Source organism: Kribbella sp. NPDC026611 (assembly GCF_040638345.1).
In the GTDB taxonomy this organism is placed as follows: Bacteria; Actinomycetota; Actinomycetes; order Propionibacteriales; family Kribbellaceae; genus Kribbella.
Genome location: NZ_JBEZYC010000007.1, coordinates 424,168 through 437,328 on the forward strand (window position 1 = coordinate 424,168; position 13,161 = coordinate 437,328).

General features: G+C 69.8%; 11 protein-coding genes. 9 read left to right on the forward strand and 2 right to left on the reverse strand.

Going from position 1 to position 13,161, the window contains the following annotated elements:
* Nucleotides 1–12 precede the first annotated feature (12 nt).
* Both AB0E69_RS28890 and AB0E69_RS28895 read left to right on the forward strand, forming a co-directional pair.
* A complete protein-coding gene (locus AB0E69_RS28890) occupies nucleotides 13–456 on the forward strand; it encodes a sigma factor-like helix-turn-helix DNA-binding protein (RefSeq protein WP_360152817.1) in 444 nt (147 codons plus the stop codon).
* On the forward strand, nucleotides 453–1,703 hold the full coding sequence (locus AB0E69_RS28895; RefSeq protein WP_360152819.1) for a hypothetical protein: 1,251 nt from the start codon (nucleotides 453–455) through the stop codon (nucleotides 1,701–1,703). Before AB0E69_RS28890 ends, AB0E69_RS28895 begins: the two co-directional genes overlap by 4 nt.
* Here AB0E69_RS28895 and AB0E69_RS28900 read toward each other — a convergent pair.
* Entirely contained in the window at nucleotides 1,632–2,300 is a 669-nt protein-coding gene (locus AB0E69_RS28900; protein WP_360152822.1) for a TetR/AcrR family transcriptional regulator, read from the reverse strand. The genes AB0E69_RS28895 and AB0E69_RS28900 overlap by 72 nt on opposite strands.
* Before the next feature lie 265 nt (nucleotides 2,301–2,565).
* Here AB0E69_RS28900 and AB0E69_RS28905 point away from each other — a divergent pair, with 265 nt between their 5' ends.
* From AB0E69_RS28905 to AB0E69_RS28920, 4 genes are read left to right on the forward strand one after another with little or no spacing between them, the layout of a single operon-like run.
* Nucleotides 2,566–3,912, forward strand: coding sequence for an ammonium transporter (locus AB0E69_RS28905; RefSeq protein WP_360152825.1), 1,347 nt, complete (start codon nucleotides 2,566–2,568; stop codon nucleotides 3,910–3,912).
* Nucleotides 3,909–4,247 (forward strand): P-II family nitrogen regulator, encoded by a 339-nt coding sequence (locus tag AB0E69_RS28910; RefSeq protein ID WP_360152828.1) that lies wholly within the window; start codon nucleotides 3,909–3,911, stop codon nucleotides 4,245–4,247. The genes AB0E69_RS28905 and AB0E69_RS28910 overlap by 4 nt, the downstream gene beginning before the upstream one ends.
* A complete protein-coding gene (locus AB0E69_RS28915; protein WP_360152831.1) occupies nucleotides 4,222–6,540 on the forward strand; it encodes a [protein-PII] uridylyltransferase in 2,319 nt (772 codons plus the stop codon). Before AB0E69_RS28910 ends, AB0E69_RS28915 begins: the two co-directional genes overlap by 26 nt.
* Before the next feature lie 20 nt (nucleotides 6,541–6,560).
* Nucleotides 6,561–7,610: a DUF2332 domain-containing protein gene (locus tag AB0E69_RS28920; protein WP_360152834.1), complete on the forward strand. Its 1,050-nt coding sequence runs from the start codon at nucleotides 6,561–6,563 to the stop codon at nucleotides 7,608–7,610.
* Here the strand turns inward: AB0E69_RS28920 and AB0E69_RS28925 are convergent.
* On the reverse strand, nucleotides 7,603–8,478 hold the full coding sequence (locus AB0E69_RS28925; RefSeq protein ID WP_360152837.1) for an arginase family protein: 876 nt from the start codon (nucleotides 8,476–8,478) through the stop codon (nucleotides 7,603–7,605). The genes AB0E69_RS28920 and AB0E69_RS28925 overlap by 8 nt on opposite strands.
* A 141-nt stretch (nucleotides 8,479–8,619) precedes the next feature.
* On the opposite strand from AB0E69_RS28925, the gene ffh reads away from it, so the two are divergent.
* The 3 genes from ffh (at nucleotide 8,620) to AB0E69_RS28940 (ending at nucleotide 13,103) form a co-directional block, all read left to right on the forward strand.
* Nucleotides 8,620–10,179, forward strand: a complete 1,560-nt coding sequence (gene ffh, locus AB0E69_RS28930; RefSeq protein ID WP_360152840.1) for a signal recognition particle protein — start codon at nucleotides 8,620–8,622, stop codon at nucleotides 10,177–10,179.
* A gap of 188 nt (nucleotides 10,180–10,367) precedes the next feature.
* On the forward strand, nucleotides 10,368–11,720 hold the full coding sequence (locus tag AB0E69_RS28935; protein ID WP_360152843.1) for a lytic murein transglycosylase: 1,353 nt from the start codon (nucleotides 10,368–10,370) through the stop codon (nucleotides 11,718–11,720).
* A gap of 213 nt (nucleotides 11,721–11,933) precedes the next feature.
* Complete coding sequence (locus AB0E69_RS28940; protein WP_360152846.1) at nucleotides 11,934–13,103, forward strand: lytic transglycosylase domain-containing protein; 1,170 nt, start codon at nucleotides 11,934–11,936, stop codon at nucleotides 13,101–13,103.
* The last annotated feature ends 58 nt before the right edge of the window (nucleotides 13,104–13,161 follow it).

Genomic DNA, 13,161 nt, shown 5'->3' on the forward strand with positions numbered 1-13,161 from the left:
GCGGGAGGGTGGATGCGCGACACGGTCGACCCAGATTTCGCCTCGTACGTCGATGCGCGGCAGGGCAGATGGCTCCGGACGGCGTACCTCGTGTACGGCGATCTGGACCGAGCCGAAGAGCTACTGCTGCGCGCCTTCACGCGGTTGTCGCTGCGGTGGACCAAGGTGGACGACCCGGATGCGTTCGTCCAGCGGCTGATCTACCAGCCTGCCCTGCGGCCGTGGAACCGGGCGAAGGCGTTCCCGGACGAGGAGGACGAGGTCAAGGTCGCGCTGGGCAGCCTGACACCGGTCCAGCGGACGGTCTTCGTGCTGCTGCACCTGGAGGAGCTCACCGAGTTCGAGGTGGGCGATCTGCTCGGCCTGTCGCACCAGTCCGTGCACACCCACGCGCTCAGTGCGTTCGGGCAGTTCCGGACCGCGCTGGGCGCCGGCGAGTGGCGTGACGTGCCATGAGACGCGAGGACGTCGCGCCGCTGCTGTTCCGGGCCGCCGACCGGCTGCCGGAGCCGGACCTGGCCGACGCGGCTTGGGCCGAGGGTGTCGCGGTCCGGCGTCGTCGCCGACGAAGCATCCTGATTGGACTTATCGCGGCCGTGGTGGTTGCGCTCATCACGGTCATCGGTATCGGCATCAGCTCGGGCAAGAGCGCCGACGTGGTCCCACCGACCGAGCCGCCGACGAACCCGCCGGACTACATCGCACCGGCCGGACAGATCGCCGGGCTGGACTTCTGGTTGGCTCCGCCGCCCGGTAGCGAGCGTTTCCTCGACCGGCTGGAGACGCCCCTCGGCGATCGCCTGGAGTTGCCGGAGAAGGTCCGACCCCTCGCCAAGCACCTGCTCGACCAGGTCGCGGCCGTCGTACTCGAACGCAACGGTGGGGTCTACAGGCCGTTGCTGCTCGGCTCCGACTCATCCTGGTCGATTGCTGAGGTCCAACTGGTGTCAGTGGCCGGCCATGCGCCGCTGAGCCCCGGAGCGGTGTCACCGGACGGCAGGGTGGTCGCGTTTCCCCAGCCGGGGCAACTGGTGACGGTCGATGCGTCCACAGCCGAGGTCAACCACTACGCACTGCCCGGTCAGGATCTCCGGAGCGTGTCCTGGCTGGAGAACGAACAGCACATCCTGGTCAGCGGACCAGACATCGCGTACCGGGTGCTGGTGGGGGAGGGCGGCGACGGCGAGAAGCCTGTGGTCCTGGTCCGCGGCTCTCCCGATCCGGAAGCAGTCACCGCGCCCTTCCGGATGCAGAACGGCTCCATGGAGCGCTACCAGGTCACCGGCGACTGGGCAGAGGACAGCGCTCTGGTGCTTCCGGTCCAGTCGTGGGTGGGCCAAACGTTCTCCTCGGAGGGTGCCGCAGCCAGGCTGTTCATTGCTCACAAGCTCACCCAGGTCCCGACCAAATGGTCGCAACCACAGGTCGTCGCGGCCATCTCCACGCTGCGAGCACTGCCCAGCCGGCTGCTGGTGCTCGGTGAACCCCTGACTGGTCCGCCGCGCACCCCTTCGGGGCCGGCGGACCAGGCGTTCGTGCGTGAGCCCGGCTGCTGTGCGGTGCTGGGCTGGTACGACGAGGGAACGGTGCTGCTCCAGGTCCGCGGCTGGGTGCTCGCCTGGAGCCTGGACTCAGGTCGGGTCCGCCGGGTCACCGAACTCGCTGTGGACGGGCTGGCCCTCGGACCGGATCTGCGGTCCTGACGGCTCCAGGATCGCCCGCAGCGTGACCTCTGCGAGGCGGTCCGCCTCCTCCGGCGGTGGCATCGGCTGCCCGGTCAGTGCCCGGATCACGAACACCCCGGCCATCCACTCCACCATCAGCACCGGGTCGGCGGTGCTCTTGACCGGCTCGCCCCGGGACCTGGCCCGGTTCAGCGCGGCCCTGGTCAGCGCGATCCGGCGCTCCAGCAGCTGCCGGTAGATCGCCGCGGACCGCTCGTCCCGGCTCGACTCCGACACCGCGAGCCGGATCACCGCAAGCCCCCTCTCGGTGTTCGCGAAGTTCAGTGCGTACCGGTAGACCTGTCGCAGGTCGCCCGCGATGGAACCGGTGTCCGCATCCGGGATCTCGATGTCGAACAGGTCGGCCATCGCGTCGTTGGCGAGCAGTTCCTTGCTCGCCCAGCGGCGGTAGATGGTCGCCTTGCCGACCCCCGCGGCCTCGGCGACATCGTCCACTGTCATTCCGTCGAATCCACGCTCCAGCAGCAGCTGGACGGCGTACCTCCGGATCCTCGGCTCCGCGTCCGGGTCCCGTGGCCGGCCGCGACGTGGCCTCACCCCGTGATTGATCTCCATTTCCTGTCCCAAGCTCTGACGGGTGCAGTGGCGCGGCTGCGGTCCCGTGCGGTCCAGGCCAGAGTGCCACACCTTGACCTGACATGAGCGATGTCACGTCGATGTCACCTGGCGCGCCGCTTTGTCACATGCCCGAAACAAACCGACCGATCGGCTGAAACCGCGGCTCGGCACCGTGTCCGGTGTGGCTGGGCGCGGGCTCCCCGGCGTCGTGGAGTTCTCCGGATCGTGAGGACGCCTGCCACCCCCTGGATTCGATGAAGGGATGACGTTGATGGAGATCAACGCCGGCGATACCGCCTGGGTACTGGCCAGTGCCGCCCTGGTGATGCTGATGACACCGGGCCTGGCCTTCTTCTACGGCGGCATGGTGCGCATGAAGAGCGTGCTGAACATGATGATGATGAGTTTCGTCACCATCGCCGTCGTCACCATCCTCTGGGTGGTGGTCGGCTTCTCGCTGACGTTTGCCGGTGACACCGGCCACGTGATCGGGGACTTCTCAGAGGTCGGCCTGAAGGGCCTGCTCGCACCGGAGGCGGTGAGCGGGACGACGCCCACGCTCGCTTTCGTCGCCTTCCAGCTGATGTTCGCGATCATCACCCCCGCGCTGATCTCCGGCGCGATCGCCGACCGGGCGACGTTCCGGGGCTGGATCGCGTTCGTGGTCGGCTGGACCCTGCTGGTGTACTTCCCGGTCGCGCACTCGGTCTGGTTCCTGGACGACGGCAACGGCGGCTGGATCGGCGACAAGCTGAAAGCCGTCGACTTCGCCGGTGGTACGGCGGTGCACCTGAACGCCGGTGCCGCCGCGCTCGCCCTGGCGATCGTGCTCGGCAAGCGGGTCGGCTGGAAGAAGGACCCGATGCGGCCGCACAGCCTGCCGCTGGTGCTGCTCGGCGCCGGACTGCTGTGGTTCGGCTGGTTCGGCTTCAACGCGGGTTCCGCGCTGAGCGCCGGCACCACCGCGGCCGTCACCTTCGTGAACACCCAGGCCGCGACCGCCGCAGCGGTGGTCGGCTGGCTGGTGGTCGAGCGGATCGTGCACGGCAAGGCCACCACGCTGGGTCTGGCGTCAGGTGCGGTTGCCGGTCTGGTCGCGATCACCCCGTCCTGTGGTGCGGTCTCGCCGATCGGTGCTCTCATCCTCGGCGTCGCGGCCGGTGCGATCTGCTGCTTCGCGGTGTCGCTCAAGTACAAGCTCGGCTTCGACGACTCCCTCGACGTGGTCGGTGTGCACTTCGTCGGCGGTCTGTTCGGCTCGCTGGCGATCGGCCTGCTCGGTACGGCCGCTGCGCCGTCGGCCGTGGACGGTCTGTTCTACGGCGGTGGTGTCACGCAGCTGGGCCGGCAGGCGCTGGCCAACGTGGTGGTCGGCCTCTACTCCTTCACCGTGGCCTTCATCCTCGGCAAGGTGATCGACAAGACCATCGGCTTCCGGCTCAAGGAGGACGACGAGGTCACCGGTGTCGACCAGGTCGAGCACGCGGAGACGGCGTACGACTACCTTGGTTCGGCCGGACTGCGTGGGTCGCTAACGGCCCGCACGCTCGCGGCGGAGACGGACAACGGGACCACTGAGACCTCCGAGAAGGAAGGTGCCAACGCATGAAGCTGGTCACCGCGGTGGTCAAGCCGCACAAGCTGGAGGACGTCCGGGCCGCGCTGGAGACGTTCGGCGTCACCGGGATGACGGTGACCGAGGCGAGCGGCTACGGCCGGCAGAAGGGCCACACCGAGGTCTACCGGGGCGCCGAGTACGAGGTGGACCTGGTGCCGAAGGTCCGGCTCGAGGTGGTCGTCGAGGACGGCGACAGCGCCGACGTGGTGGACGTGATCGTCAAGGCCGCGCAGACCGGCAAGATCGGCGACGGCAAGGTCTGGGTCACTCCGGTCGAGTCGATCGTCCGGGTCCGCACCGGTGAGCTGGACGGAGACGCGCTCTAGTGGTGCACACCACACCACTCACGGGGTACTGATGGTCGACCGAGCCGCGCAGCGGCGTGCCCGTGCCGAAGAGGCGGACACGCTGCTGCAGCTCCTGCTCGCGAAAGCCTGCGACGCCCTCGGTGTGCCTGCCGAGGGCGTTGCGCTGGTCGCGGTGGGCGGCTACGGCCGCGAGGAGCTGTCGCCGTACAGCGATCTCGACGTGATGCTCGTGCACACCGAGGGGTACCCGCGGGTGGACGAGCTGGCCGCCCAGATCTGGTACCCGCTGTGGGACTCGCGGACCAAGCTCGACCACAGCGTCCGGACGCTCGCCGAGGCGCAGAAGGCTGCTGCTGACGACGACCGGGTCGCGCTGGGCTTGCTGGACGCACGGCACGTGGCGGGTGACTCGCACCTCACCCTGCAGCTGCGGTCGGTGCTGATGGCGGACTGGCGCCGTACGGCGAAGTCCCGGCTGCCGGCCTTGGCGCAGGCGTGCCGGGACCGGGCGTCGAACGTCGGGGAGCTCGCGCATCTCGCTGAACCCGACCTGAAGGAGGCGTACGGCGGTCTGCGCGACGCCGTCGTACTGCGGGCCCTGGTGGCCTCGTGGCTGGTCGACGTACCGCATCCGGTGGTGGAGCGGGCGCGTCGCGACCTGCTGGACATCCGCGACGAGCTCCACACCGTCGCCGGACGTGCCACCGACCGACTGGTGGCCGACGTGGCTGGTGAGGTCGCTGCTGGGCTTGGCCTGTCCGGTCGGGACGAGCTGCTGCGGCACGTGTACGCGACCGGCCGCACGCTGGCACATGTATGTGACGTGTCCTGGCGACGCGTCGAGAGCCTGATGACCAAGCCGCCGCGGTCCAGGCGCCGTCAGCGAACCGGTGGGCCGTTGCTGCTCGCGCTGGACGACGGTGTCGGTCAGCACGAGGGCGAGGTCGTGCTGATGCCCGACGCACGGCCAGAGCGCGACCCTGTCCTCGGACTGCGGGCCGCTGCGGTCGCTGCGGATCGAGAGCTCGTGCTGTCGCCCGCAGTGGCGGCACGGCTGGCGGCGAAGGCTGCTGACCTACCGGAGCCTTGGCCAGGGGAGGCGCGGCGTTTGCTGTGCGCTCTGCTCGGAGCGGGGAGCGGGCTGCTCGAGGTGTGGGAGTCGTTGGACCAAGCCGGGTACATCTCGCGGCTGCTACCCGAGTGGGACACGGTCCGCTTCCGGCCGCCGCAGTCCGCGATCCACCGGTACACCGTGGACCGGCACCTGCTGGAGACCTGTGTCGAGGCTTCGAAGATGGTCCGCGACGTACGGCGGCCTGACCTGTTGCTGGTCTCAGCGCTGCTGCACGACCTGGGCAAGGCCCTCGACGGCGACCACAGCGTCACGGGAGCGGTCATCGCGACCCGGATCGCGCTCCGGATGGGGTTCAGCAACACAGACGCCGAAACGATCACGCTGCTCGTCCGGCAGCACCTGATGCTCGCGCAGGTTGCTACCCGCCGGGACCTCGAGGACCCGATGACGGTGGAGATGGTCGTCGGCATCGTGCGCAACACCGAGACGCTGGACCTGTTGGAAGCGCTGACATACGCCGACGCGCGCGCAGCCGGCCCGGCCGCGTCGTCGCCCTGGCGGATGCGGCTGGTGGGGGAGCTGTGCCGGCGGGTGCGCGGTGAGCTGTCCGGAGGCGGCGAGGGGATGTGGACCGATGCTCCACCAGTACCGGTACCCGTCCTGCATCAGGTGGTCGGCGTCGGCCGGCTTGGGCTGACCGTCAGCGACCACCACGGCGACCTTCGGATCAACGTCGCCGTACCGGACCAGGTGGGGACGCTGTCAGCTGTCGCTGCTGTGCTGGCCGTGGAGCGGCTGGCTGTGCGGTCTGCTGTGATCACCTCCGTCGAAGGACTGGGCATCTCGCAGTGGACGGTCGCTGGGTCGCCGCCCGACCCAGTGCGGCTCCGCGACCGGCTCGCGGTGGCGCTGCGCGACGACACCGACGTCGTACGGCGGTTGGCGGCTCGGGACTCGTCGAAGCGGGTCCGTGTCGCGAGCCGGGTCGATCTGCTGCCGACCGCGTCCGAGACGGCCACGGTGCTGCAGGTGCGAGCGCACGACCGGCCGGGTCTCCTGTACGAGGTGACGGCTGCCATCGCTGCCACCGGTGCGGACATCCGGTCGGCGCACGTCAGCACGCTCGGTGCGGAGTGCGTGGACGTCTTCTATCTCACCGATCCGCATGGTGCGCCGCTCGATCCCGAGGACGCCCGGACGACCGCCAAGTCGGTGCTGGATCGCCTGACCTTCTAGGCCCTGTCTAGGCTCTGCCCGTGGACGTCGTAGAAGCCCTTCAGCGTCAAGCAACCGCCTGCGAGGACCTTGGGTCGCCGATGTACGCCGAAGTGCTTCGGCTGCTCGTGGACGACTACGAGGTCGGTGGTGTGACCGTCGAGGTCCTGGCGGAGTACGACGGCCGCTCGTTCGGTGAGGCGATCGGCTTGCGGCTGCTCGCCGCGGTGCACGGACTCGTGCTGTCCGGCGAGACACCTGAGCTGGCCGCGTTCTACCCGAGCGTCGGCGGGACCTGGGACGCCGTGCTCGGCTGGGAGGCGTTCAAGCAGACCATGCAGTCGCGGATCGGCGAGATCCGCTCCCTGCTGGCCCAGCCGCCGCAGACGAACGAGGTGGGCCGGGCAGCCTCGCTGTACGGCGGCCTGCTGCACCTCGTCGACGCAGTACCCCTGCCGGTGCGACTGTTCGAGATCGGTGCGAGCGGGGGACTGAACCTCCGCGCCGACCACTTCCGGTACGTCGCGGACGGAACGACGTACGGCGCTCCTGACAGTCCCGTGGTGTTCGACGAGGCGTGGACGGGCAAGGTGCCGGCCGCGGACCTGCGGATCGCGGAGCGGGTCGGCTGCGACATCGCTCCGGTCGACCCGCTGACGCCGAACGGCGCGCTGACGTTGACGTCGTACGTGTGGCCGGACATGACCGACCGCCTCGAGCGGCTGCGTGGTGCGTTGCTGGTCGCGCAGCAGGTGCCGGCCGACATCCGGCCGGAGGACGCCGTCTCGTTCGTCAACGGGATGGAGCTGTCCGAGGGGCACGTGACGGTGCTGTGGCACTCGATCATGTGGCAGTACCTGCGTCGGACCGACCGGACCGCTATTGAGGAGCGGCTGGCCGGGCTGGGGAAGCAGGCGACCGAGTCCAACCCGCTCGCCCACGTCCGCCTCGAGCCACATCGCGTGCTGACCCACGGCCACAACGAGGACGGCTGGGAGTACCGGATCGACCTCCAGACCTGGCCGGGCGGCGAGCTGCGCAGGCTGGGCACCGCTACACCGCACGGCCAGGACCTGGTCTGGGTCAGCTGAGCGCAGCCACCAGGGTGTCGGTCAGCTCGGCGGCGTAGACGCCGTCGGGATCCAGGTCGGGGTCGAAGATGCCGATGTCGATCCCTACGCACTTCGGCGACGCCAGCAGTGGGCGCAGGAGGTGCTGGAGCTGGACATGGTCGATGCCACCCGGGTCAGGGCTGTCGACGGCCGGCATCACCTTGGCGTCGAGGATGTCGACGTCCAGGTGCACCCAGAAGCCGTCCAGGCCATCCAGGTGCTGCAGAGTGCCCGCCGCAGCGGCCGCTGGGTCGTCGGCGATCTTCAGCGCCGGCCAACACGGGATGCCGGCCTTCTCGACGTCCGCCGCGTATGCGTCGTCGGTGCGTATCCCGAGCAGCACGGCGTCGCGGTCCTGCACATAGGGTCCGAGACCCTCCAGGTCGGTCAGGTCCGCCTGACCCCGTCCGGTGACCAGCGCGAGCGCCTCGCCGCCCGCGGCTCCGACGTACGGCGAGTTGTCGACGGTCCGGAAGTCCGAGTGCCCGTCGATGTACACGACGCCGTACCGGCCGCGCCGTCGCAGTGCCAGCGCAGGTCCGAGCAGGTTGCTGCACTCGCCACCGAGCAACACCACGAACTTGTCCTCCGCGAGGAACGATCCGACCCGGTCAGCCAGCTTGCCGGTGTACGTCGCCATGCCTGCCGCGTTGAACACACCGTCGCCAGGCTTCCAGCCCCGGTGGTTGTACCGCGGTGGCGTCACGCAGCCGCCGTCCTCCGCGCCGATCCGCCGTACGAACCCCTGGTCGCGGAGCGCGCCGGCCAGCTTGTAGCACCCCGGCACCGCACCTGGCACCGGCGGCCGCAGCCCCAGGTTCGAAGGTCCGTCCACGACTACCCGCACGGCAGCCTCCCTAACCGATCAGTGATCGCTGACCGGTTAAAGACTGGTGGTCGGCGTGGGTCGCTGTCAACCGGCTCCGGGCGGCCGCGCGGGCCGGTAGACTCGGGGGGTTACTGACTTCGAGGAAACGGACTGTTTCTCGTGTTCGACACGCTCTCCGACCGGCTCTCCACCGCCTTCAAGAACCTGCGCGGCAAGGGCAAGCTGACCGACGCCGACATCGACGCGACCACCCGGGAGATCCGGATCGCGCTGCTGGAGGCGGATGTCGCGCTGCCCGTGGTCAGGGAGTTCATCGCGGCGATCAAGGAGCGGGCCTCCGGCGCCGACGTGCGCGGCGGGCTGAACCCGGCGCAGCAGGTGATCAAGATCGTCAACGAGGAGCTCGTCAACATCCTCGGTGGCGAGACCCGCGAGCTGCGGATGGCCAAGCGGCCGCCGACGGTGATCATGCTCGCCGGTCTGCAGGGCGCCGGTAAGACCACCCTGGCCGGCAAGCTGGCCAAGTGGCTGCGCGAGACCAGGCACCAGACCCCGATGCTGGTCGCCGCCGACCTCCAGCGGCCGAACGCGGTCACCCAGCTCCAGGTCGTCGGCGAGCGGGCCGGCGTCCCGGTGTTCGCCCCGGAGCCGGGCAACGGCGTCGGCGACCCGGTCGACGTGGCCCGCCAGGCGATGGACGAGGCGCGGTCGAAGCAGTACAGCGTGGTCATCGTCGACACCGCCGGCCGGCTGGGCGTCGACGAGGTGCTGATGAAGCAGGCCGCGGACATCCGCGACGCGGTCAGCCCGGACGAGATCCTGTTCGTCGTCGACGCGATGATCGGCCAGGACGCGGTCACCACCGCGCAGGCCTTCCTCGACGGCGTCGGCTTCGACGGCGTCGTGCTGTCCAAGCTCGACGGTGACGCCCGCGGTGGTGCCGCGCTCTCGATCGCGCAGGTCACCGGCCGCCAGGTGATGTTCGCGTCGAACGGCGAGAAGCTCGAGGACTTCGACGTCTTCCACCCCGACCGGATGGCGTCCCGCATCCTCGGTATGGGCGACGTGATGAGCCTGATCGAGCAGGCCGAGCGCACCTTCGACGCCGAGCAGGCGGCGAAGACAGCCGCCAAGCTGCAGAAGCGCGGCGGCAAGGACTTCACCCTCGACGACTTCCTGGCCCAGATGCAGTCGGTCCGGAAGATGGGCCCGCTGACCAAGATCTTCGGCATGCTGCCCGGCGCGAACCAGTTCAAGGACCAGTTGGAGAACTTCGACGAGCGCGAGATCGACCGGATCGAGGCGGTCATCCACTCGATGACCCCGGCCGAGCGGAACGACCCGAACATCATCAACGGCTCCCGCCGGGCCCGGATCGCGAAGGGGTCCGGGACCGAGGTCGCGACCGTGAGCGGCCTGGTCGAGCGGTTCTTCGAGGCCCGCAAGATGATGGCCGCGATGGCGTCCGGCAAGGGCATGCCGGGGATGCCCGGGATGCCGGGCATGCCGGGCCTGGGTGGCGGCGTCCGGAAGGCGAAGCAGCAGCAGAAGAAGGGCAAGAAGCGCGGCTCCGGCAACCCCGCGAAGCGGGCCGGCCAGGGCAGCCCCCAGCCGCAGGCGCCGCAGCCCGGTCAGCTGCCCGCCGCGTTCGGCGGTGGCCAGGGTGACGGCGACTTCGAGCTCCCCGAGGACCTGAAGAAGATGCTCGGCGGCAACTGACCGCTTCCCGAAAGGGCAGTGTCGACCTGGTGAATTTCCGGCGACCACAGGCGGCACGTGCCTGCGGGAGATCCCTTGGTCGCCCGGATCGGCGCACCGTAGCCGGTTGTCCGAGCCCTGTGGGCGACTAAGATCGTCCCTACGCCCGAGAGACACACCAACTGCGGAATGCGTCGAGGACGGTTCGGATGAGGCAGCAGTTCAAGAACCTGGACACGTGGCGGGGCCGGTTGTCCGCCACGTGCGCCTGCTTGGCTCCGCCTACCGCCATGGTCGCCGTGTTCGTCGTCGGCGGCGTCACCTCGAACACGTTCATCGTCGACGCCCACGCGCTGGCCGCCCCGCGGCAGGACGCGGTGTTCGACGACCTGGCCAACCAGGTCCCGTCCCAGCCCGGTGTCGACGGCAGCCTGCCGACGCAGGAGAAGTCCACCATCCAGGTTCCGGTCACCGGGACCACCGACGGCACCGTCCAGCCGATCCCCGGACTCAGCGGCGACACGTCCGGGATCCCGGGCACCGTGCTGGCGGCGTACCAGAAGGTGGCGACCGACCTCGCGGGCGCGATGCCCGGCTGCCACCTCACCTGGCCGCTGCTGGCCGGGATCGGCAAGGTCGAGTCCGACCACGCCAGCGGTGGCAAGGTCGACCCGAACGGGAACACCCGCGGCAAGATCCTCGGCCCGGTGCTGAACGGCGGCCCGGGCACGGCCGCGATCGCGGACACCGACCACGGCGTGTGGGACGGCGACCCGACCTGGGACCGCGCGGTCGGGCCGATGCAGTTCATCCCGGGCACCTGGAAGACGTTCGGCGCGGACGGCAACGGTGACGGCGTCAAGGACCCGCACAACGTGTTCGACGCGGCCCGCGCGGCCGGGGACTACCTCTGCGCCGGCGGAGCGAACCTCGCCGACTCGCAAGGCCTGGTCCAGGCGGTGCTGCGCTACAACCACTCGATGGACTACGTCTCGACCGTGCTGCGCTGGATGCAGTCCTACAGCAAGCAGACCGTGACGATCCCGGACACCACGGGCACGATCGATCCGCCGGACGACAACGGCAACGTCGACAACGAGAACGACCCGACCCGGGAGAACACCACCAGCCCGACGCCGACCCCGACGCCGACGGTCCTGCCTTCCACACCGACCCCGTCGGCCACGCCGCGGCCGACCTCGCCGACGAAGCCCGCCAAGCCGTCCTCGCCGACCACCAAGCCCTCGAGCCCGGTCTCGTCGACGCCGACGCAGACCCCGACGCAGCCCCCGACCTCGCCGACGAAGCCGCCGTACACGCCGCCGCGGACGACGCCGCCGACGATCACGCCGACTCCGACCCCGACGCCGACGGATCCGCAGACGAATCCGACCTGCGCCCCGACCGAGGCCCCGACCAGCACGGCGACCGAGACCCCGGCCACGCCGACCCCGACGCCGACGGACCCGGGCACGCCGACGTGTACGCCGACCGGCGGCGCGGGCCAGGCGGGTAGTGACGCCACGGCTACCCCCAACGAGGCCCCGAAGGCCGGTAGCTGACCCATAACACCGGTCGGATGAGGTAAGCGTCAGCCTTACCTCGGTGCTGGTTTTCTCTGCCACGGACGGGTCAGGTAACTTTGCGTCGTCTTGAGGTAACTTTCTGGCGTATGGATCGTTGAGGGGACTATGCGCCTAACCCGTAGTGGAAACCGTCGGGTCAAAATCATCATCGCTTCACTGTGCACGGTCCCGCTCCTGGTCGGGGCCATCGTGACAGTCGCTTCGGGCGGAGCCGGTGCCTCCGGCGAGCTCGCAGAAGACCAACCGGTCGCGCCCTCGCCTGGGGCCGGCCTGAACAGCGGTGAGTTCGACGAACTGACGATGATCGTGCCGCAGCGTCCCGGGGTGGACGGCCGGCTCGGATCAGACAAACCTGCCCGCGCCGACGTCCCCGTCTCCGGGGCCACCGACGGCCGATCGGTCGTCCGCGCCGGGCGTCCGGGAGCCGTCAACGGCATCCCGCGTGGGGTCTTTCCCGCCTACCGCCGCGCCACCGCCAACCTCGCCGTGGTGCGGCCGAACTGTGGGCTCACCTGGCCGCTGCTGGCCGGGATCGGCAAGGTCGAGTCCAACCATGCGAGCGGCGGCCGGGTCGACGTGGCGGGCACCACCCGCGGCAAGATCCTCGGCCCGGTGCTGAACGGGCGGCACGGCAACGGCCGGATCACCGACACCGACAAGGGCAAGTACGACGCCGACGGGGTCTGGGACCGCGCGGTCGGCCCGATGCAGATCATCCCGCAGGTGTGGGACGAGTTCGGCGCCGACGGCAACGGCGACGGCTTCCGCAACCCGAACAACGTGTACGACGCGGTCACCACGGTCGCCGTGGTGCTCTGCTCCGAGGGTGACGACCTGAAGAGCCCGCACGACCTGGTCGCGGCCCTGCTGCGCTACCAGCACTCGAAGGACTTCGTCGCCACCGTGCTGAAGTGGATGCGGGTCTACAGCAAGAATGCGGTGCTGATCCCGAACGAGAAGGGCAACCTCTCGGTCCCGAAGACGACCGGCAACGCCGAGCGCAAGGTCGATCCGCGCGAGGTGCCGACCGTCGTGGACCCGACCACGCCGACCACGTCGACGACCGCGGTGCCGACGCAGCAGACGACGCAGCCGCAGCAGCCGACCGAGCAGCCGTCGATCCCGGACCCGATCGACCGGCCGACGTACACGCCGCCGACACACCGGCCGACGCGTCCGACCGAGACGCCCACCCCGGCGCCGACGAAGACGCCGTCCACCACTCCGACGCCGACGCCCACGACGACCCCGACGCCGACGCCGACGGACCCGCCCACCGAGACGCCCAGCGGCACCCCGTGTGCGGGCAACGAGAGCACCACGCCCACCTGCAACCCGGGTGGCGGCTCGCACGGCTGACGGCTCCACCAGACTCGGCGTACACCCCCGGACAACCACCCCGGGGGTGTACGTCGTT

What these genes read in the sequence shown, in the direction of transcription:
- AB0E69_RS28890 (WP_360152817.1), top strand. Translation starts at nt 13, where the DNA reads ATGCGCGACACGGTCGACCCAGATTTCGCCTCGTACGTCGATGCGCGG.
- AB0E69_RS28895 (WP_360152819.1), top strand. Translation starts at nt 453, where the DNA reads ATGAGACGCGAGGACGTCGCGCCGCTGCTGTTCCGGGCCGCCGACCGG.
- AB0E69_RS28900 (WP_360152822.1), bottom strand. Translation starts at nt 2,300, where the DNA reads ATGGAGATCAATCACGGGGTGAGGCCACGTCGCGGCCGGCCACGGGAC.
- AB0E69_RS28910 (WP_360152828.1), top strand. Translation starts at nt 3,909, where the DNA reads ATGAAGCTGGTCACCGCGGTGGTCAAGCCGCACAAGCTGGAGGACGTC.
- AB0E69_RS28905 (WP_360152825.1), top strand. Translation starts at nt 2,566, where the DNA reads ATGACGTTGATGGAGATCAACGCCGGCGATACCGCCTGGGTACTGGCC.
- AB0E69_RS28935 (WP_360152843.1), top strand. Translation starts at nt 10,368, where the DNA reads ATGAGGCAGCAGTTCAAGAACCTGGACACGTGGCGGGGCCGGTTGTCC.